Raw genomic sequence first — 20,008 nt, 5'->3', positions numbered from 1 at the left:
CTTAAATATTATTTTCTTTATAAAAATGTATAAGTTTTTGTGCTATGGCTGCTTCGTCTAAATTTTGATTTTCTTTTTGGTTTAAAAACTCCATTGTAGCGCCTAATCTTTTTGCGCTAATAAAACCAGGATAATTTAGCAAAGTTTGACTGTTTTTGTTTAAAATTACAATAGTAGGGGTGGCTACTATATCATAAATACTAGAAAGTTCAGCTGTACTTAAGTCGCTTTTGTGGTTTTTATAAAATGTATGAATTTTTTTATAGCTTATATTTATATAATATGAGCTGTATTTTTCTTTTATAAGTTCTTGTATTTTTTTATCATTTTTAATCTCTTCTTTTAATTTATCACAATAAAGACAATGATTTGCGCTGAAAATGATTAAAATATTTTTATCACCACTTTTTATATTTGTATTATCTTTAAATAAATGAGCTATTTCTTCATAAGATTTTTTATCTAAATCATTTGCTTTTTGCAAATTTTCTTTAGAAATTTGTGTACCGCTTGAGATTAAATTAGAATCAAGTTTTTCTTCATTAGAACAAGCTATAAAAAAAATACTTAAAAAACTAAGTGTGAGTATTGTTTTAAACATTTAAAATCCTTGAAAAAGTTAGGAAAAGTCCTTATTCGCTATTATAGCGAATAAGGTTATAAGATAGTGTTAAAGAAAGTATAAAGCATTAAAAATAAAAATACCAAACCAGTGATTAGCATTGCAAATCCTGCAAGTTTAGCTAGCCATTGATATGCTTTGAAATTACTTTTATTTTCATATAAAGTGCTTAATTTTCCACTTTCTTTTAAGCGTTTATACCATACGCTTCTTTCTTGTTTAATCTCTTCTTCGCTAACATTTCCTGAGAAAATCACCATATCCATAGGGAAGCGATCTGCTCTAAAATGTGTATTAAAGAAGTGAATTGCAAAAATAAATCCTGTAGCAAGTAAAGCTTCATCAGAGTGAAGTAGGGTTGCTAAATTGATTGCTTCACCTGGTAAAAATTTACCAAAGAAAGCAGGAAACCATAAAATAAGCCCTGAAATACCAATAACAAACATACCCCAAAATACTGCTAGATAATCAAATTTTTCCCAATAAGTCCAGCGGTCAAATTGCGGTCTTGGTCCAAAACCAAAAAACCATTTAAAATGATCTTTCATATCTTTAAAATCTTGCCAATTTGGCATTAAAGAATCAGGACCAAAAGTAGCTTTTAAAACTTTCATAAAGCTTATTTTGCCAGTGATTGGATCTCTTGCTACATCACGGCGTTTCCAATTTACAATGATGATTTCTCCAATGTGAGAGAAAAATACTGCAAACATTACTATAGCTGAAATATGATGTATGGTTGCTGCATTAATGATATCTCCACCCATTAAATCAATCATAGGTTTAGCCCACGCTGAATCATAGAATTTTTGTGGTAAGCCTGAGAACGCAAGACCCAAAAAGCTAGCTGCCATAAAGAAATGCTGAATTCTATGGAAAGTGCTAAATCTTCTTATTCTTACTTTATCTTCATGTGCTGCTTTTCTTGCTTCTTTCCATTCTTTAGGATATTTTATACGCATAGCAATTAAACGCAAGCACCAAAGTATAGTATGAGCTCCAAAGAAAACAAATACAGAAATTACCAAAATAGTCATAAATATATAAGCACCATGTAATCCAGGATATTTTTCTCCATCACTATGATCAGCATGTGCCATCCAATTTACGAAATTTTCATTTGCATTTGGGTGACATGTTTTACAAGTTTGAACACGGTTTATTGGCGAGAGAGTTGAGCTTCTTTCACTTGATTTTAAAATATTGTGTTTGCCATGACAATCAGAACAAGTAGCAACACTTGGAGTTTCACCTGGTGTGCTTAATACCATACCTTTACCATGGAAAGTCATATGAAAAGTTGTGCTTTTTTGTTTATGACATTGTGCGCATTTTTGATCGACTAATTGTTTTTGTGAATAAATTCCTGAATGTTTTGGGGTAACATGAATAGAGTGACAAGTCGCACAAGATGGTTTTTCTTTTTTCTTTTGCATATCTTGAGCAGGTAAGAACTTTTCTACTCCATGAGCGCTTTTTGCCAAAGCATTGCTTGCTTTTTCATGGCAAGTTGCGCATTTTTGATTGATTAAGTTTTTACTTGCTGCAATATCAGCTCTAATGCCTTTACCTTTTTGAGCATGACAATCACGACAAGATGGGGTATTGCTAAATTTAAATCTTGAGTGAATAGTATCTTTAAACTCGATAATTTCTTTAGCTTTTTCCCATTTAACTGTGTCTATTTTTTCAACTTTTCTACCTGAAGTTATCCATGATTCAATACCATCAAGCATTACAACAGAGTTCTTATAGCCAAGTTCTATAGCAACTGCAGCAGCTTGAGAAGCTTCAAATCTAAAACGATTTAAACCATAAAATACTAAATTTGCATTTTTATCATTAGGTAGTAAATTTTGCCAATTTTCCACATAGGTTGATATGGAATTAGGTATATAGCCATTAGCTTGTCTATCTTGCTCTGAGTTGACATCAAAAAAATAAGTATTATTTTGATCTAGCATTTCTTGAGCTTGTGCTAAGCTAATGCTTTTTACACCTTCTATTGAGCCTATTTCTCCATTAGCCTCAGCAAAAATAAATCCTGATGGCATAAAAAGAGTAAAAAGGACAATAAAAAGTCGAGTAGTTAAATTTTTCAAGACTAGCTCCTTATTTTAAGGAAGAATTTTTCATTCTTCCTTTGTATTTATTTACCATTTAGGATATTTTGTGCTTCTTGGATATAAATTAAAGCTTCTTCTATGATTTTCTTAGAATAAGCAGGTCCATGAACACCCCAAGAACCATCTTTTTCTAGTCTATCAGCTATGGCTTGAGCTTGATTTGTTAGGCTTAGTACTTTTGATTTTTGCTCTACTGAAAGTTTGGTTTTTTCAGCAAAAGTTTTATCAATATTTGCTATGCCTTTTCTAATTTTCTCATAGCCTTCTTTAACAGGGTTTTGCCACTCCATTACCTTATCATAAATCATTTCTTGATTACTAAAGTGAAGTTTTTCAGGTAAGGTTGATTGTACAGGACTGTGACAACCACTTGCACCAGGACCCATTAGATTAATATCACTAAAACTAGTTCTACCACAACTCCACATTAAATCAAGGAAAAATCTACCTTCATCATCTCTAGCTATAGTCCAACCACCAACTTTAGGTGACCTTTCTTTGCCTTCTGGTGGATTAAGTGTTTTTGCGGTTTTATCTACTTTGATATTCCAAATATGTGAAGCTCTAACATTATCAAACCCACCTTTATCAGGGTTTTGAACCGCTCCAAAGTTTTCACAACTCATCATATTTGGCATGTGACAAGCTGTACAGCTATCTTTTGCGTGAATTCCGCCTTTTTTGAAAAAGCTTGCTTGGGTTTCATGGCAATCTTTGCAAGTTTTTTTAAGTTTTGTCTTAGTATAACCGCTTTTCCAATCATTAAAAGTTACTTCATGTGGATCATGACAAGTATTGCATCTCATACCCTTATCATAGTGTGCTGAAGAATACATTTGAGCACCTTCTGTTCCACACGCAGGACAACTTGATTTAAAATACGCATTGAAAGGTTTTCTAGGATTGATTTTAGCATCAGCTTCATTATATGAAAATCTTTGATGACATCTTTCACAATTTGATGGCATACCCGCACCTCTTGCTCCATAAAGATGTGCTCCAGCCCCGTGGCATTCCTCGCAAGTAATACCTTTTGAGATGGTATGTTTTTGAAGTTCTTTTGGATTACCTAGTGCTTTGTAAAATTCTTCCTTACTCTTAAAATCAAATTTAAAAGTATGACAGGTTTCACAATATGCAGTAGCAGGTTGGAAAACTGCTTTTTCTTTATAAGTTGCAGCATAAGAGTTTGTTCCCCATACTTGAGAGCCATTTCCTCCAAAATCTTCCATTTTAGTAGGAAAACCAGGTGCAAAAGCAGCTATTTTTTGTGCCATTTCAGGGGTTAAAAACTCACTCCAAAGTCTTGAGAATTGATTACCTCCGGCGGTTAATTTACCACTTAAATCACTCAAATTTCCATCTTCAACATGGTAAGTTCCACGCACAAGCCATCTATCTATAAAACCATATTTTGTTCTTGGTGTTCCAATGAGAGCATAAACATCATTTGGATAAATTCCATCAGGTAAAATAGTAGCTTGAGAGTTATACATAGGTTTTTTTAAACCTTCAGCTCCGCCAACTTCTTCCATTTCATGCGGAAAACGCACGGTTTTTGCATGGCGAGAACGCTCCCAAGAAGCATATTGAGCAGGATGACACTCACCGCATTTTTTTGGGCCTACAAATTTGTTTGGAAAATCTAAAAAAGATTCATAAGGCAAGCGATAAGTAATAGAAGCTTGTTTTAAATCATGCTCAGTGGCAAATTTAGCTCCATTTTGATTTAAAACCCAGTTTTCTGTTCTATCACTATGAGTAAATTTACCTACCAAACGCCCTTCTTTTTCATATTTGAAAATAGGGTGATGTTTGTAAAGATAGTCAAAAAATGCATCCTCTTGAGCCACATAACCATCAAGAGTTCTAGGCTCTGAAGAAGCAAAGGCTTGCGAACTTAAACTTATACCTAAGGCTAAACAGGCATAGGTAGCAACCTTAGCTAATTTGTGTTTCATAACTTCCCTTTCGCGTGTTTTGTTAAAAGATAAAAATACTCTTATTTATTATCTATTAACTATTAAAGTATAATTGTGACTATTTTTTAATAAAAATTAACTTAAAAATATACTTATATTTATTTTTTGTTAATTTAAATAATAAAAATTATCATATAGAAAAAAAGAAGTTATTTGCTAAATACTAAATTCTACTTATAGTCCCCACTACCTTACCCACGATTAAAAAATCGCCATTTTGATAATGTACATCTGCATAACTTAGATTAAAAGAGTGTAGATAAACTCCGCCTTTATTGCTTTTAAAAATTTGCTTGATAAACAAACCATCTCTAGTATTTACTGCAAAAACCCCACCTTCTTTAAAGCTTTTGCTTTTATCTACTAAGCACAAAGAATCATCTTTAATTTCAGGCTCCATGCTATCGCCTATACATGGGATGATATCACAATTTTTAGAGCCAAAAAAATCACTTAGTTTTTCATCTATAATCACTTCTGAAAAACTTACATTATCATTTAAAGCTCCACCTCCCATAGAAGCATTAACATCATAATATTTTAAGACATTATAGTTTAAATCAAGTGCTGGAGTATTGCTCTCAAGAGAGTCTTCATAAAAAAATGCATTGATGTTGATATTTCTTTCATTTAAAAAATGAAGTATTTGTTTATAAGGTATGGAATTTCTAAATTTCATACTATAAAAGGTATCTGGATTAATATTTAGCATTTTAGCTACATCAGAATCTTTGGCATTTTTTATGCCTTCTTTTTGGAGTATAAATTTAAGTTTATCAGTAATTTCATTCATTTGCATAAAAATCCTTTTAAATAAAAAGTATTTTAGCAAATTTACTTTTATTTTGCAAGAATTCTTTTAAATTAAAAGATATTTAGCTTCCAAATTTTATGGAAGCTAAATATTATTTATTAATTAAGCTTTTGATGTATTGATCTACCATATATAAGCCATTGCCATTATCGCTTATGAGTTTGATTTTATCTACTATACCTCTAAAAAGCGCTTCTTCTTCGTGTTGTTCGCTTACATACCATTGCAAGAAATTAAAAGTAGAATAATCTTTACTTGAAAGCATAAAATCTACAAGATTATTAATAGAAGCGGTAATGCTTTGCTCATGCTCAAAAGTTTTTTCAAACACATCAAGCAATGATTTAAAATCACTATCAGGTTTTTTAACTTCTTTTAATTCTACTTTAGAATCAGTTTCATTCAAATAAGTGATGAGTTTTCTAGCATGATCACTTTCTTCTCTTGCATGCTCAAACAAAAACGCACCCGCACCATCAAAGCTATGCTCATAGCACCATGAACTCATACTCAAATATAAATTTGCTGCATACATTTCTTTGTTGATTTGCTCGTTTAATAAAGCCACTACTTCTTTAGAAAGCATTTTTTCTCCTTATGAATTATTTTTGTTATATTAGTTAGAACTACATTAAAAATACATTAATAAGTGTATTTATAAAAATTATAAATTAATACTAAAAGAAAAAATACTACCTTTTTGTAGGTTAGATTGAATTTTTAAAGAACTTTTGTGTAAAGTGAGTATTTTTTTAACCAAAAACAATCCTAGTCCAAAAGAGTTATTTTGTGTTGAGTTTGCTTTGTAGAATTTTTTTGTTATAAATTTAAGGTGTTTTTCTTCTATGCCTACACCTTGATCTATGATAGTAAAATTTTGATTTTTTATGATGATTAACACCTCTTTTTTGCTGTATTTTAAGGCATTGTCTATTAGATTAATGATGACTTGCTCTATGAGAAATTTATCCGCTATGATAAAGCTTGTTTGGCCTTGAATTTTCAACCTATCATCTCTAAAACTTTCTAATAAATTTTTACTTAAAGCATATAGGTCGAATTTTTCTAAATTTAAAGAATCAAAATTAAGATTAAAAACAAAATTGAGTTTGTGTGTTAGTTGGTTGATTTTTACGCTTTGTTTGTGAATTTTTTCAAGTAAAAATAATTTCATATTTTCATCATTAGTTTCTTTTAAAGATTGCAAGCTCAAATCTATAACGCTTATAGGGTTTTTAAGCTCATGTGATATAGCGCTGATTACATTGCTTAATTGGGTGTTTTTGGTTTGAATTTTCTTAGCTTGTTTTTTGTTTTTTAATTCTTGCTTGATGAGTAATTTTTTAATTTTCAATAAGCGTAAATTTAAATTTTTTAATTCATAAACGAAATTATATTTTAAAATGAAATTAGTGTTTGATTTAATACTTTTAACAAACAATAATAATTCTTGAAAATAATTTTTGAAAAAATAAAACACAACAAAATAAAACACAACAAGTACAAGTAAAAAGAAAGAAAAAATAATAATATTTTTAATCCAAAAATTTTGCACCAAAGAGTGTATTTTAGGATATACAATGATGATGTATTGATAGTTTTTATAAGCATAAGCTTTAAAATAAATTTCTTTTTGCTTATAAAAATCATGGGTAAAATTAGACTTAAAATGTTTTAGAAAATAAGAATAATCTTTTAATGATGAAAAAATATCATCATTTTGTTTAATGATAAAATCTGCTCTAGTATTTTGAGCAAATTGCTTGATATTATTGGAATTTAGTGTATCTAATAACTGAAATTGTAAAACATCATTGAGTGTTTTTAGTTTTTGCTCATAAGTATTTTTTACCGTAGTATTGATATAGCTTTCATTAAAAAAATAAAACAATATAAAAAAAGCAATACAAAAAAATCCAAGTGTAAAAAGGAAAAATGTTTTTATTTTTAGCACAATTTATAGCCCACCGAGCGCACTGAAATGATATTCTCTTTAATTTGTGGAATTTTTTGTTTTAATCTTAAAATAGCTGTATTGATTGTCTTATCGCTTGTTGTGTCATTTTTCCATACTTGCTCACTTAAAAATTGACGGCTTAGAAGTTGATTTTTGTGATTAAAAAAACACTTGAGTAGTTCTACATCTAGGGTTGATAAATTTTCAAATGTATTTGTTTGATAAATTAATTTTCTTTCTTCTATATATAAGGTAAAATCTTGATAAGAAATTTGTTCTTTTGGAGTTTTATTTCTTTTAGTTACAGCTTTGATTCTAAATAAAAGTTCATTAAAATCAAAAGGTTTGCATATATAATCATCACAGCCTTGCTCAAAACCTTCTAAAATATCTTTTTGTAAAGTCTTTGCACTAAGAAAAATCACAGGCTCCATATAACCTTTTTTTCTTAATTGTTTTATCATCTCTACACTATCGCCACTTGGTAAATTTCTATCCATGATGATTAAGTCTATTTCATTTGTATCTAGAAAATCTTCTAAGTCAAAAAAATCAAAATAACTATAAGTTTTTATATTTTCTTGACTAAGTCTTAGTGTGATTAATTCGTTTAAGTCTTTATCATCTTCTATCAAAATAATATTTAACATATAAAAATTATATCAAAAAATATATGTATCCAAAATGTTTCCAAGTTTTTTTAAATTTTCATTACTTTTTAACTAAGGAGAAAAAATGAAAAAACTTTTGGCTTTAAGTGTGGCTACCTTTGTTAGTTTAAACGCAGCAGAATTAAAAATAGCAGGTTCATCCACTGTCTACCCTTTTACTTCTTTTGTTGCTGAAGAATATGCTGTTATAAAAAATACAAAAACACCTATAGTTGAAAGTCTTGGCACAGGCGGTGGTTTTAAAGTGTTTTGTGAGGGAATTACTGATATTTCTAATGCTTCAAGAGCTATCAAGCCAAGTGAATTTGAAACTTGTAAAAAATCAGGTGTGAGTGATATAGTCGGTATTATGATAGGTTATGATGGCATAGTTTTAGCTCAAAATAAAATCAATGCTCCATTAAATATAAGCTTACATGAGTTATTTTTAGCTTTGGCCAAAGAAATTCCACAAGATGGAAAATTAGTCCCAAATCCTTATACAAATTGGCAACAAATCAATAAAAATTTACCAAATAGAAAAATTACAATCTATGGTCCTCCATCGAGTTCAGGAACAAGAGATAGTATAGAAGAGCTTGTAATGGTAGATATTTCTAAAAAAATTCCTGAATACAAAGGTGCATATAAAACTATACGCCAAGATGGAGCATTTATACCAAGTGGTGAAAACGATAATTTAATTGTTTCAAAACTTTCTGTTGATAAAGAAGCTTTTGGGCTTTTTGGATACGGATTTTTAGCTAGCAATGATGATAAAATTAATGCTGCTTACATTGATGGTGTAAAAGCTGATGAGAAGAATATTTCCGAAGGAAAATATAAACTAGCTCGTTCTTTATTTATATATATGAATGCTAAGAAAAATCCAGAAGTATTTGAATTTGCAAAAATTTACATGAGTGATGATTTAGCTAAAAGCGGGGCAGAATTAGAAAAAATAGGATTAGTTCCTTTGGATGAAAAAACTTTAAAACAAACCCAAAAACATATAGAAGAAAAAGGTTTATTAACTGATGAGCTTGTTAAAGCAGGGAAAGTTTTTTGATTTAGGATGAAAAATTGATAAAAGAAAAAATAATAAAATTAACGCTTTTTCTTTGTGCTTTTGTTAGCGTAGTAGTAAGCTTTGCTATTATGCTAACGATTTTAATCGAGGCATTAAAATTTTTTCAAAAAGAAAGTGTACTTACTTTTTTATTCTCAAGTCAGTGGGCAGCAGATGCTGCATTTGTAGGTGCTGATGGAAGTAGCAAGCATGGTGTTTTTGGTGCTTTGAGTTTATTTTGGGGAACTTTTTATATTTCACTAATAGCAATGTTAACAGCCCTACCTTTAGGCATAATGTGTGCTATTTATCTTGGAGTATTTGCAGGTAAAAAATCTAAAAACTATTTAAAACCTATTTTAGAAATCATAGCAGGAATTCCTACTGTAGTTTTTGGATTTTTCGCAGCCATAGTTGTAGCTCCTTTTATAGTATGGTTTTTTTCTCTTTTTGGTATCAAAGCTAGTTTTCAAAGTGCTTTAGGTGCAGGTTTTATCATGGGTATTATGATAGTTCCTATAGTGGCTTCACTTTCACAAGATTGCATTGAAGCTGTAAGTTCAAAAAGGATAAATGGAGCTTATGCTTTAGGTATGACTAAAAAAGAAGTTGTATTTGCAGTAATTTTGCCAGAAGCAATGCCAGGTATAGTTGCAGCTTGTCTCTTAGGGCTTTCAAGAGCTTTAGGTGAAACGATGATTGTTGTTATGGCTGCTTCATTGCGTCCAAATTTAACAATGAATTTCTTAGAAGATATGACAACAGTGACTGTAAAAATAGTAGAAGCATTAAGTGGTGATCAAGCTTTTGATAGTTCTTTAGCTTTAAGTGCATTTTCTTTAGGGCTTGTGCTTTTCATTATTACATTAATCATTAATATTTTTAGCGTTTATTTGATAAATCGCTTCCATAAAAGGAAAAATTTATGAAAAAACTTTTTAAACAAAGAAAAAAAGCTTCAAAAAATTTCAAAAGATTCTGTAAAATAGGGCTTTATATAAACCTTATTTTTCTTTGTATTTTTTTATCAAGTGTAGGGTATCTTGGGATAGGAGCTTTTAAGCAAACTTACATTTATGCCCAGGCTGATAGAAATAGCCCTTCATATGAGCTTTTATCGCGTGCTGAACAAAGGAAAATAAGAACGGGTCAAATCAAAGAAAAATCTTGGCTTTTAGCAAATTCTGAAGTTGATCAATATATGAAAAAAAACTACAATAAACTAAGCGATGAACAAAAAACTTTAGTTGATGAATTAGTTCAAAAGCAAGAAATAAAACTAAGTTTTAACACAAATTTTTTCCTTAATGGAGATTCTAAATCACCTGAAAATTCAGGAATATTTGCCTCTGTGGTTGGAACTTTACTTGTGATGATAGTATGTATGGTTGTAAGTATCCCAATAGGAGTTGGAGCAGCTATTTATTTAGAAGAATTTGCTCCTCAAAATGTATTTACGCATTTTATAGAAGTGTGTATTAATAACCTTGCAAGTATTCCTAGTATTTTATTTGGACTTTTAGGACTTGGGGTGTTTATTAATCTTTTTGGCATGCCTCGTTCTAGTGCTTTAGTTGGGGGATTAACTTTGGCTATTATGAGTTTGCCTATTATTATTGTTTCAACTAAAGCTGCCTTAAAAAGTGTGGATATTAATATGAAAAATGCAGCATATGCTTTAGGCATGACCAAAATTCAAATGATAAAAGGCATTATGCTACCTTTGGCAATGCCTATGATTTTAACAGGTTCTATTTTAACTTTAGCTCAAGTTATTGGCGAAACCGCACCTTTGATGATTATAGGTATGATAGCTTTTATACCTGATGTGGCAAATAGTGTTTTTGCGCCAACAAGTGTTTTACCTGCTCAAATTTTTTCATGGTCAGCTATGCCAGAGCGTGCATTTTTAGAAAGAACAGCAGCAGGGATTATAGTGCTTTTATCTCTTTTGGTGATTTTAAATTTAGCAGCAATACTTTTAAGAAGATATTTTCAAGGAAAATTAAAATGATAGCAAAAACAACAAATCTAATTTTATTTTATGGTAAAAAACAAGCTTTATTTGATATTAATATGGAAATTCAAAAAAATAAAATCACAGCTTTAATAGGTGCTTCAGGCTGTGGAAAATCCACATTTTTGCGTTGTTTTAATAGGATGAATGACAAAATAGCAAAAATCGATGGTCTTGTTGAGATTGATGGAAAAGATGTTAAAAATCAAGATTTAGTCGTGCTTAGAAAAAAAGTTGGAATGGTATTTCAACAACCTAATGTTTTTGTAAAAAGCATTTATGATAATATTTCTTATGCTCCAAAACTTCATGGGATGATCAAAAATAAAGATGAAGAAGATGCTTTGGTGGAAGATTGTCTTAAAAAAGTAGGGCTTTTTGAAGAGGTTAAAGATAAACTAAAACAAAATGCTCTAGCACTTTCAGGTGGTCAGCAGCAACGCCTTTGTATTGCAAGAGCTTTGGCTATAAAGCCAAAATTATTACTTTTAGATGAACCAACTTCTGCACTTGATCCTATATCTTCAAGTGTTATAGAAGAGCTTATTAAAGAATTAAGTCATAATCTTTCCATGATCATGGTAACACATAACATGCAACAAGCTAAGCGCGTGGCTGATTATACTGCGTTTTTTCATTTAGGAGAACTTGTAGAATTTGGAGAGAGTAAGGAATTTTTTGAAAATCCTAAAGAAGAAAAAACAAAAGCTTATTTAAATGGAGCTTTTGGATAATTTTTATTTATTTAGAAATTTTGATGATATAATTAATCAAAATTTCTAAAAGGCTTAATATGCTTAAAAATGAAACTTATTTCATAGACTCTTGCGATGATGTAGAATTAAATATAAAAAGAGAAAGTAAATTAGAATATAGAATCGCTTATGATGATAGTAAACAAATGAAAGCTATTGTTTTTATCATAGGTGGATATGGAGCTAATGCAAATATTGAAATTCTTGATTTTCATAGAATGTATTTCGCAAAAAAATTTAATATTATAGCTGTAAGTGTTTTTTATCATTGTTTTGCAGTAAGAAGAAGTAGTGATAAAAAATATTATGCAATAACGAAATTTATGGAAGAGGATATACCAAATTTAACAACAGCACTAAATGCTTTTAATATTAGTAGTTTTGAATTAAATACTAATAATGCTGATGTATACTATACAATACTCAATAATTTTTTATATAATCTTAAAAAAAATAATGAAATTGATGCAAATTATAAAGTATATTTAACTTCCACTTTTGTTCCATCAAATGATGAATATCAAAACTATGGTATTATGGCTGCAATTGATCATATAAATGTTTTAAAAGATATAATTAAAAAATATCCTGAATTTAAAACACTACCTAAAATTTATGGGGGAGGGTCTTACGGGGGTTATCTTTCTTTGTTGTTAGCTAAAATTGCCCCTTGGTATGTAGATGGGGTAATAGATAATTCAGGAGATGCCTTGCCTGTTCTTGATTGTATTGTTGGAAAAGAATTGATGAAATTTGATTATATATTTAAAGATCCAAATATTGATATTGGTTGTAATATAAAAACACATTGGACACGTAAAGATCCAAGTTCTCCTTATTATTTTGCAGATGAAAATTACCTAATAAGAGCTTTGCTAAATAAAGATCATTTAATATTGCAAGCTAATAAAAATAAAGATATAGTATATATAAGTTACCATTCAAAAAAAGATCAAATTATGAAATCTGATTATAAAATTCAGCTAATGGAAATATTATCAATTTTATATAATGATGTCACATTTCATTTGATAGATAAAAAAGATATAGATGGTAAATTTGTTAAAAATTTAATCCATGGTTGTGGTATTAGTGATAAAATGTTAATAAAAAAAGAACTTCCCTTAATGCTTGAAAAATTAAAAGATAAAACATTTAGTATGAAAGAAGATAGTATATCTTATCCTTGCAAAAATAAAGTTTTTACTTTTAAAGATGAAAATGATAAATTTGTTTTAGAGATATTATAAAGCTTATAAAAAGTAATTTTTAAGTAAAATTACTTTTTACTTTCAAAAGATTATTATCAAAAAGAGTATTCATGGCAAACAAACAACTTTCACTTAAACATCTTAGTATGCCTATATTACTTGAAATGTTTTTAAGATATTTTTCTTTGATTATCAACACCGTTATGGTTTCACAGTATTCTAACTTTTTAGTTGGAGCTATGGGTGCGGGTAATCAAGTAGCAGATTTATTTATCATTATTTTTAGTTTTTTAAGTGTGGGTTGTAGTGTAGTGATTGCCCAAGCTTTAGGGGCTAAAGATTACACTCTAGCAAGAAAGGCAATTCATCAAAGTTTATTTTTAAATGCTTTGCTTGGTTTTGTGTGTGGAAGTTTGATTTTATGGCATGGAGAGTTTTTACTCTATCTTTTACAAATTCCAAATGAGCTTTTAAAAGACAGTGAAATTTACTTGCATATACTTGGAATTTGTTTGTTTTTTGATGCTATGGGTATAGTTTTGGCTGCTATTATTAGGGTGTATAATATGGCTTATTGGGTTATGTTTACAACTTTATTGATGAATGTTGTGATATTTATAGGAAATTTTTATGTATTGCATTTTACTAAACTAGAGCTTTTTGGAGTAGGGCTTAGTAATATACTTGGGCGTTTGGTAGCCTTTAGTATGCTTATAGCAATACTTAGTTTTAAGCTCAAAATTCATCTTAAAATTAAAGAGATGATAAACCTTGAAAAAGTGGTACTTAAAAAGATTTTTAATATCGGTGGCTTTGCAGCAGGAGAGCATTTAATATGGTTTATACAATACACCATAGCTTTTGCTTTTGTAGCAAGTTTGGGTAAAGAAAATTTAAGCGTTCAAACGATTTACTTTCAAATTTCTTTACTTATCATGCTAGTAGGACAAGCCATAAGCGTAGCAAATGAAATTATCATAGGTAAATTAGTCGGCGCAAAATACTTAGATGTAGCTTATAAACATACTTGGATAGCTTTGTATTTTAGCGTGGTTGCAAGTGCTTTTGTGGCTTTACTTAATTATGTTTTGCAAGATTTTACCATGGGTGTAGTAAAGCTTGAAGAAAGTTTAAAAGAACTTATGATACCACTTTTTACTCTTTCAATATTCTTAGAAATCTCAAGAACTTTTAATATAGTCATGGTGAATTCGCTAAGAGCAAGCGGTGATGCGAGGTTTCCGTTTTTAAGTGGAGTGGTATTTATGCTTGGAGTTTCTTTACCGGTTGGCTATGTGCTTTGTTTTTATGCTGGACTTGGAATTTTAGGAGTTTGGATAGGTTTTTGTGCAGATGAGTTTTTACGCGGTATTGTAAATTCATATAGATGGAAAAGTAAAAAATGGCAAGGCAAAGCACTAGTATAAAAGGAATTTTAGAATTTAAAGAATTTCGTTTTGCTTTTGAAAAGAAAAAACTTAAATATCTAAGACTTAAGATAGATAGGGATTTAAATTTCAAACTTAGTATACCGCTATATTATGAGCAAAGAGATGTTTTAAGATTTTTAGAAAAAAATGAAAGTTGGATTAGAGCCAAAGAAAAAGAACTTTCTTTAAAAAGAGTAGTTTTAGCAAGTGATGAGTTATATTTTTTAGGTAAAAAATATAAGCTAGTTTTTGATGAAAATCATAAAAAAGTTCTCATAAAAAAAGATAAAATTTTTGCAAAAAATCAAAAATCCTTAGATCTTTTCTTAAGGCGTAGTGCTAGGGTGATTTTTGAATATTTTATAAAAAAATGGCAATTTGTCTGCAAGAGAAGGGTGCAAAGAATTTGCATTAAAGAAATGATTTCAAGATGGGGTTCTTGCAATCATCAAAAAGCATATATAAACTTAAATTTAAAACTCATGCAAAAACCTATAAAAGCTATAGAATATGTGATTTTACATGAACTTACACATTTAATCTACCCACATCATCAAAAAGAATTTTATGATTTTTTACATAAATTAATGCCTGATTATAAGACAAGAGAGGTTTTTCTAAAAAGTCTTATTTTTTAACAAAAATTTATTTTAATTTAAAAAATCATTTATTAAAATAAATTGTTTTTAAATATCTTTTAAAGGAAAAGCAATGAAAAGAAGAAATTTGTTAAAAGTAGGTGCTCTTGGTTTAGCTGCTATGCTTTTTAGCGGGGTGGCTTTAAATGCTAATGATGTGGTTAATTTCCCAAAAGATAAGCAAAAAGCTTTATTGCTCTCAAGTTCAGGATATAAAGACACTGGGTATTTAAACCATGCTTTACCTTGGCTTAAAGAATTTGTTGAAAAAAATAACTTAAAAGGCAAAAAAGTAGCATTTATACCTTATGCAGGTGTTAGAAAAACTTATGAACAATATGAAGCACAAGTTGCTAAAGCTTTAGAGAGTTTAGGTCTTCAAATAATTAGTGTGCATAGAGGTAATGCTGTTGATATTGTTAAAAGTGCTGATGCGATTTTTGTAGGAGGCGGAAATACTTTTGAACTTGTAAATCAACTTTACAATAATAACCTAGTTGAACTCATTGCAAAAAGAGTAAGTGAGGGTGTGCCTTATGTTGGTTGGTCAGCAGGTTCAAATGTAGCAGGTGCAACTATGATGACAACTAATGATATGCCTATAGTTGAACCAAAATCATTCAACACTTTTAATATCTTCCCTCATCAAATCAACCCACATTTTATCTCAGGCAAGCCAGTAGGACATAATGGTGAAAGTCGTGAGGAAAGATTAGAAGAGTTTTTGATTGTTAATCCTAAAGTAGTTGTTTATGCTTTGCCTGAAGGTGTTGCATTGTTACTTGATGGCAAAAAAGCAAAAGTTTTAGGTATGGATAAAAATGCTCCACTTTTAAAACTTGAAAACAAAAAAGAAATTCAAAAAATCGCTATCGGTTCTGAATTTAACTACTAAAATAATAAGCTATCTATATTTTAGATAGCTTGTTTAAGCTTTCCTTAGAATTAAAATTGTTATATTTATGCTTTAAAAATTTAATTTTAAGGTTTTTTAACTTGCTTTTAGAAATTACTTTTGATTATAAATCTAAAAACGATATTTTTGAGTATTTGTTAGCTTATTATGCTAAAGATTATGTGTATAATTATGAGCAAAAAGATGAAAAAATCATTATTAAAGTTAAAGGCGAAAAAGATGAAATTCAAGCCTTTTGTTCTAATTTAGAAAATATCAGCCATAGTGTTTTTTTAAACAAATTTGACTTAAAAGTTATAGAAGAAGATTTTACACCTATAAAAAAAGAAAAAAACTTCACTAAAAGAAGTTTTTTAACAAGACTTAATGCAAATGCTTATACCCAAGGCGAGCTTTTAGAAAATGAATGGGGTATTTTTGTAGAAGAAGAGTTTAAGATAGAAGAAGATTTTATAAAAATCACTAAAGAAAATTTCTGCGATAATTTAAAAAAAGCCTTAGAAAAATTAAAAAATAAAGAAAAAATATACTTTAAAAATTCAAAAGGGATTTATGCTTTTGAAATTTTTGATGAAAAATTAGATGATTTTTTAATGCCAAGTGATCCAAAACATATCAATGCATTTTTTTCTTGTAATAACGAGCAGTTTAAAATCTTAGCAGGGGTTGAAAAACCTCTAATGAAACTTAAATTTAATGCTATTTTTAGACAAAATCATCAATTAAATCATGAGTATTTTAAAATAAAAATATACGATAATCTTTTCTTGTTTGCCTTATATTTTGAGCTTGAAAAAGAAGGAATTAAGTTTTTAAATTTTAAAAAGCTAGAACATTTTGAGGATGATTTTGAAGTAGCTTTAATCGAAAATGAGTTAGTGATTTGTAGGGGTTATGATTATATTTTACCTGAGTTTAAAAATTTGATTTTTCAAAAAGAAGATAAAAATTTTGCAAGAATTTCTTGTATATTGTCTGATTTTAAAGACAAAAAGCCTTTGCTTTTAGAACTTAGTAAAAGAAATGATGATATTATTTTACTTGATAAAGAAATCAATCTTTTAAAACTAAATTTACCAAAAAGCTTTGATGAGTTTTATGAAACTATAAGTCAAGATGATGTTGCTAAGAGATTACTAGCTAATTATGAAAAAGAATTTACTCTAGTGCGAAAAGAACTTAATATGGCTAATAATTTTTTTAATCTTTTTGGCATGATAGGAATGATTTTAGAGCTTAGTAAAGACGAGCAAAAGGCCGCATTAGCGCTTTTGGCTTTAGCGGATGAGAGTAAAATGGCAAAAGGTGTTAGGATAGATTTTAAGCTTAATAAGCAAAAAGAATTTGATTATACTAAGACCTTAAGAAGCGTGATGAGTTTTAAGCTTGCTGGAGTAGAAAATCAAATCATAGCCTTAGGCGTTGTTGAGAGTTTGGCGTATTTTTTAAGAGATTTATTTGATGATTTAAAGGCTAAAGAGCAAGTTGATTGTGCCGTGCTTAGTGGAAGTTTGTTTGAGCACAAAAGCCTTAGTAAAAATGTATTTAAACACATACCATTTTTTAAGTTAAGCGATGTCCCGCTTTGGATATGAAATTTATATTAAAGGGCTAGTGCAAGGCGTTGGCTTTCGTCCTTTTGTTTTTAATATAGCCAAAGAGCTTAATTTAAAAGGTGAAGTTTATAATAATAGCTTAGGCGTTGTTATAATCCTTGAGTGTAGTAATGATGAATTAGAAATTTTTAAAGAAAAACTTTTTGCTAATTTACCACCTTTAGCTAGGATAGATGATTTTAATTTTTCTTATAAAAAACTTCAAAAAACTTATAATGAATTTAGTATAAGTACTTCACAAGATAGTGAAAAATTTAGTCCGATTTTAAGTGATTTTGCTCTTTGTGAGGATTGCTATAATGAATTTTATGATGAGAAAAATCCACGTTTTAAATACCCTTTCATCACTTGCACAAATTGTGGGCCAAGATTTTCTATTATAAAAAAACTCCCATATGATAGAGTTAATACGACTATGGATGAGTTTAAAATGTGTTCTTTTTGTCAAAGTGAGTATGAAGAACCTACTAATCGTCGTTTTCATGCCCAACCACTCTCATGCCCAAAATGTAAAATTACTATTTTTTTAAAAGATAAAAGTCAAAATATTTTAGCCAAAGATGAAAAAGCTTTCATTTTGCTTGCAAAACTTTTAGAAGAAGGTAAAATCATAGCTTTTAAAGGTATGGGTGGGTTTCATTTAATTTGTGATAGCACAAATGAAAATGCTATAAATGAACTTAGAATACGTAAAAATCGCCCTAAAAAGCCTTTTGCTATTATGGTAAAAGATCTTAAAATGGCTCAAGAATTAGCTTTTATTAATGAAGCTGAAGCAAAACTTTTAACTTCAAATTTAAAACCCATAGTTATTTTAAATAGCAAAAATATCCATAAAAGCTTAGCACCAGATACCAATAAAATAGGTATTATGTTAGCTTATATGGGAACACATTTAATGCTTTTTGAGTATTTTAAAAAACCCATCATTGCAACTAGTGCTAATTTAAGTTCACAAAGCATTATTTATGAAGAAACAAAACTTTTAGAGCAACTTAGTAATGTGTTTGATTTTTATCTTGATTATGATAGAGTAATACATAATTCAAGCGATGATAGCATTGCTCAAGTTATTAGCGAAAAAACTATGTTTTTAAGGACTTCAAGAGGTCTTAACCCATTTTATATTAACACAGCAGATATTTTTAATGCAAAAGAAAATATTCTAGCTCTAGGAAGTGAGCTAAAAAATGAATTTGCATGTTTTTTTAAAAATCAAATTTTTATTTCTCCTTATATAGGCGATATGAAAAGTTTAGATATACAAGAGAGATTTTTTAAAATTTTAACTTTCTTTCAAAACTCTTATAAACTAAATTTTGATCAGATTTTAAGCGATAAACACCCACAATTTAACTATGTAAAAGAATTTAAAGATTATAAAAATTTTAGCGTGCAACATCACTATGCACATTTGTGCGCTTGTTTATTTGAACACAAAATTTACAAAAATGATGTTTTGGCCTTTGTTTTTGATGGAACAGGTTATGGAGATGATGGAAAAATTTGGGGCGGGGAGATTTTTAGAGCGAATTTAAAAAGCTATGAAAGGCTAAATCATTTTAAAAATTTCAAACTCATTAATGCAGATATTAAAAATATCGCAAATTTAGCTTTAGCTTTGATTTTTGATTTTAATTTAGAAAACAAAGCTAGCGAGTTTTTAGCTAAATTTTCTCAAGTAAAATTAAACAATCTTAAAAAAATTCACACTCAAAGCTCTTTATATACGAGTTCTCTTGGTAGGATCATCGATGCTTTTGGCACTTTTGCTTTTGATATACAAAAGCTTGATTATGAAGCACAAATTGGACTTTTGATGGAAAAATACTATGATAAAAATCTTGATTATAGTTACAAATTTGAAATTAAAGAAAAAGAAATTTGCTTTAAAAATGCTTTTTTACAAGCTTTAGAAGATAAAGATAAGGTTAAAATTAGCACAGGTTTGCTTAATGGCATTGCAAATTTAATTATAGAATATTCAAAAGATTTTAAAGAAGAAGTGCTTTTGTGTGGTGGGGTATTTCAAAATAAAACCTTACTTGAAATTTTAGATCGAAAAAAATTCACTTATAAAACTTCTTTACAATTTCCTTGTAATGATAGCTCTATTGCACTTGGGCAACTTGTGCATTATTTATCTTTAAAAACTTAATAAAACTCATATTTTTTTAATACTTTTTTATATACAATAAAATAAAA

At 29.1% G+C, this 20,008-nt stretch carries 17 protein-coding genes; 10 read left to right on the top strand and 7 right to left on the bottom strand.

Annotation, left to right across the window (positions count from 1 at the left end; translation table 11 throughout):
* Position 1 precedes the first annotated feature (1 nt).
* From L8V79_RS04500 to L8V79_RS04470, 7 genes are all read right to left on the bottom strand, one after another.
* Entirely contained in the window at positions 2-601 is a 600-nt protein-coding gene (locus L8V79_RS04500; RefSeq protein ID WP_263702658.1) for a SoxW family protein, read from the bottom strand.
* 56 nt (positions 602-657) lie between these two features.
* Positions 658-2,676, bottom strand: a complete 2,019-nt coding sequence (locus L8V79_RS04495; RefSeq protein ID WP_412175179.1) for a rhodanese-like domain-containing protein — start codon at positions 2,674-2,676, stop codon at positions 658-660.
* Positions 2,677-2,771: 95 nt separating this feature from the next.
* Positions 2,772-4,709, bottom strand: coding sequence for a cytochrome c family protein (locus L8V79_RS04490; RefSeq protein ID WP_263702656.1), 1,938 nt, complete (start codon positions 4,707-4,709; stop codon positions 2,772-2,774).
* 184 nt (positions 4,710-4,893) lie between these two features.
* Positions 4,894-5,529 carry a helix-turn-helix transcriptional regulator gene (locus tag L8V79_RS04485; protein WP_263702654.1) on the bottom strand — a complete coding sequence of 212 codons (636 nt, stop codon included), beginning with the start codon at positions 5,527-5,529 and terminating at the stop codon, positions 4,894-4,896.
* A gap of 106 nt (positions 5,530-5,635) precedes the next feature.
* Entirely contained in the window at positions 5,636-6,130 is a 495-nt protein-coding gene (gene ftnA, locus L8V79_RS04480; RefSeq protein ID WP_012661514.1) for a non-heme ferritin, read from the bottom strand.
* A gap of 78 nt (positions 6,131-6,208) precedes the next feature.
* Entirely contained in the window at positions 6,209-7,435 is a 1,227-nt protein-coding gene (locus L8V79_RS04475; RefSeq protein ID WP_263702653.1) for a sensor histidine kinase, read from the bottom strand.
* A 56-nt stretch (positions 7,436-7,491) separates the two neighbouring features.
* Positions 7,492-8,151 carry a response regulator transcription factor gene (locus tag L8V79_RS04470; protein ID WP_263702651.1) on the bottom strand — a complete coding sequence of 220 codons (660 nt, stop codon included), beginning with the start codon at positions 8,149-8,151 and terminating at the stop codon, positions 7,492-7,494.
* An 85-nt stretch (positions 8,152-8,236) separates the two neighbouring features.
* Between L8V79_RS04470 and L8V79_RS04465 the strand changes: the two genes are divergently transcribed.
* From L8V79_RS04465 to hypF, 10 genes are all read left to right on the top strand, one after another.
* Complete coding sequence (locus L8V79_RS04465) at positions 8,237-9,220, top strand: substrate-binding domain-containing protein (protein WP_263702650.1); 984 nt, start codon at positions 8,237-8,239, stop codon at positions 9,218-9,220.
* 14 nt (positions 9,221-9,234) lie between these two features.
* Positions 9,235-10,149, top strand: coding sequence for a phosphate ABC transporter permease subunit PstC (pstC, locus tag L8V79_RS04460; protein ID WP_263702649.1), 915 nt, complete (start codon positions 9,235-9,237; stop codon positions 10,147-10,149).
* The gene (pstA, locus tag L8V79_RS04455) at positions 10,146-11,234 is read left to right on the top strand and encodes a phosphate ABC transporter permease PstA (RefSeq protein ID WP_263702647.1); all 1,089 of its coding nucleotides are present in this window, start codon (positions 10,146-10,148) and stop codon (positions 11,232-11,234) included. The genes pstC and pstA overlap by 4 nt, the downstream gene beginning before the upstream one ends.
* The gene (pstB, locus tag L8V79_RS04450) at positions 11,231-11,971 is read left to right on the top strand and encodes a phosphate ABC transporter ATP-binding protein PstB (protein ID WP_263702645.1); all 741 of its coding nucleotides are present in this window, start codon (positions 11,231-11,233) and stop codon (positions 11,969-11,971) included. The genes pstA and pstB overlap by 4 nt, the downstream gene beginning before the upstream one ends.
* Before the next feature lie 59 nt (positions 11,972-12,030).
* Entirely contained in the window at positions 12,031-13,242 is a 1,212-nt protein-coding gene (locus tag L8V79_RS04445) for a DUF2920 family protein (protein ID WP_263702643.1), read from the top strand.
* 71 nt (positions 13,243-13,313) lie between these two features.
* Complete coding sequence (locus tag L8V79_RS04440; protein WP_263702642.1) at positions 13,314-14,630, top strand: MATE family efflux transporter; 1,317 nt, start codon at positions 13,314-13,316, stop codon at positions 14,628-14,630.
* Positions 14,606-15,271, top strand: a complete 666-nt coding sequence (locus tag L8V79_RS04435) for a M48 family metallopeptidase (RefSeq protein WP_263702639.1) — start codon at positions 14,606-14,608, stop codon at positions 15,269-15,271. The genes L8V79_RS04440 and L8V79_RS04435 overlap by 25 nt, the downstream gene beginning before the upstream one ends.
* A 73-nt stretch (positions 15,272-15,344) precedes the next feature.
* Positions 15,345-16,166: a dipeptidase PepE gene (gene pepE, locus L8V79_RS04430; protein WP_263702637.1), complete on the top strand. Its 822-nt coding sequence runs from the start codon at positions 15,345-15,347 to the stop codon at positions 16,164-16,166.
* A 101-nt stretch (positions 16,167-16,267) separates the two neighbouring features.
* Positions 16,268-17,782 carry a hypothetical protein gene (locus L8V79_RS04425; RefSeq protein ID WP_263702636.1) on the top strand — a complete coding sequence of 505 codons (1,515 nt, stop codon included), beginning with the start codon at positions 16,268-16,270 and terminating at the stop codon, positions 17,780-17,782.
* Positions 17,763-19,961: a carbamoyltransferase HypF gene (gene hypF, locus L8V79_RS04420; protein ID WP_263702634.1), complete on the top strand. Its 2,199-nt coding sequence runs from the start codon at positions 17,763-17,765 to the stop codon at positions 19,959-19,961. The genes L8V79_RS04425 and hypF overlap by 20 nt, the downstream gene beginning before the upstream one ends.
* The last annotated feature ends 47 nt before the right edge of the window (positions 19,962-20,008 follow it).

The organism is Campylobacter sp. IFREMER_LSEM_CL2194 (assembly GCF_025771685.1).
Taxonomy (GTDB): domain Bacteria; phylum Campylobacterota; class Campylobacteria; order Campylobacterales; family Campylobacteraceae; genus Campylobacter_D.
The sequence above is the reverse complement of the archived record's forward strand: the minus strand, read 5'-3'. Positions and strand labels throughout refer to the sequence as shown.

Excerpts from the sequence above, each read along its gene's own strand:
- L8V79_RS04500 (WP_263702658.1), bottom strand. The coding sequence starts at position 601 with ATGTTTAAAACAATACTCACACTTAGTTTTTTAAGTATTTTTTTTATA.
- L8V79_RS04495 (WP_412175179.1), bottom strand. The coding sequence starts at position 2,676 with ATGCCATCAGGATTTATTTTTGCTGAGGCTAATGGAGAAATAGGCTCA.
- L8V79_RS04490 (WP_263702656.1), bottom strand. The coding sequence starts at position 4,709 with ATGAAACACAAATTAGCTAAGGTTGCTACCTATGCCTGTTTAGCCTTA.
- L8V79_RS04485 (WP_263702654.1), bottom strand. The coding sequence starts at position 5,529 with ATGCAAATGAATGAAATTACTGATAAACTTAAATTTATACTCCAAAAA.
- ftnA (WP_012661514.1), bottom strand. The coding sequence starts at position 6,130 with ATGCTTTCTAAAGAAGTAGTGGCTTTATTAAACGAGCAAATCAACAAA.
- L8V79_RS04470 (WP_263702651.1), bottom strand. The coding sequence starts at position 8,151 with ATGTTAAATATTATTTTGATAGAAGATGATAAAGACTTAAACGAATTA.
- L8V79_RS04465 (WP_263702650.1), top strand. The coding sequence starts at position 8,237 with ATGAAAAAACTTTTGGCTTTAAGTGTGGCTACCTTTGTTAGTTTAAAC.
- pstA (WP_263702647.1), top strand. The coding sequence starts at position 10,146 with ATGAAAAAACTTTTTAAACAAAGAAAAAAAGCTTCAAAAAATTTCAAA.
- pstB (WP_263702645.1), top strand. The coding sequence starts at position 11,231 with ATGATAGCAAAAACAACAAATCTAATTTTATTTTATGGTAAAAAACAA.
- L8V79_RS04445 (WP_263702643.1), top strand. The coding sequence starts at position 12,031 with ATGCTTAAAAATGAAACTTATTTCATAGACTCTTGCGATGATGTAGAA.
- L8V79_RS04440 (WP_263702642.1), top strand. The coding sequence starts at position 13,314 with ATGGCAAACAAACAACTTTCACTTAAACATCTTAGTATGCCTATATTA.
- L8V79_RS04435 (WP_263702639.1), top strand. The coding sequence starts at position 14,606 with ATGGCAAGGCAAAGCACTAGTATAAAAGGAATTTTAGAATTTAAAGAA.
- pepE (WP_263702637.1), top strand. The coding sequence starts at position 15,345 with ATGAAAAGAAGAAATTTGTTAAAAGTAGGTGCTCTTGGTTTAGCTGCT.
- hypF (WP_263702634.1), top strand. The coding sequence starts at position 17,763 with ATGTCCCGCTTTGGATATGAAATTTATATTAAAGGGCTAGTGCAAGGC.